Consider the following 678-nt stretch of genomic DNA (forward strand, 5'->3'; position numbering starts at 1 on the left):
GCGGCGCTGTACGAGCGGCCCGGCCCGCGATCGCCGAGGCAGCGAGGCGCCGGCCGCAAGAAGGGGGATCGCCTCCCCAACCCCAAGGCGATGATCGAGGACACTGTGACCTACCCGGCCGAACTCCTGACGGTCGACTTCCCGAAGGGAGCCCGCGAGCTTCGGGTGCAGACGATCCGGGACGTGCTCTGGTACAAGGGGGCCAAGACCGACCCGGTGATGGTGGTGCTGGTCCGCGACCCGTCGGGCGAGTGGCGAGACGAGGCCTTGATGTCGACCGACACGACGGCCTCGGCGGCCTTCGTGATCCTGGGATACTGTCGAAGGTGGAGCGTGGAACTCGCGTTCTTCGACAGCAAGCAGTTCCTCGGCCTGCACGAGCCTCAGGTGCGGAGCGAGCGGAGCGTGGAGCGGGCGCACCCGATGGCGTGGTTCATCGGCTCGCTGACGATCCTGTGGTATTGCGCGAAGGGTCATGAGGGATCCCACGTCGAACGAGACCGCCCTTGGTACAAGGACAAGGCGACGCCGACGTTCTCGGATATGCTCGGTGCCCTGCGGCTGCAGATGTGGGAGTCGAGGATTTATGGAGAGTCCGGTGAGGAAACGCCCTCGCCGGAATCCATCAGAAGGCTGCTCCACACGCTCTCTGCTGTCGCCTGAAGTCCGAAAGTCTAG

At 65.5% G+C, this 678-nt stretch carries 1 pseudogene; it reads left to right on the plus strand.

Annotated elements, in window-relative coordinates:
- Positions 1-663 (plus strand): annotated as a pseudogene (locus tag G6O54_RS37005) (IS701 family transposase); the annotation flags it as partial.
- Positions 664-678 lie beyond the last annotated feature (15 nt).

Source organism: Aquisphaera insulae (genome assembly GCF_011064615.1).
In the GTDB taxonomy this organism is placed as follows: domain Bacteria; phylum Planctomycetota; class Planctomycetia; order Isosphaerales; family Isosphaeraceae; genus Aquisphaera; species Aquisphaera insulae.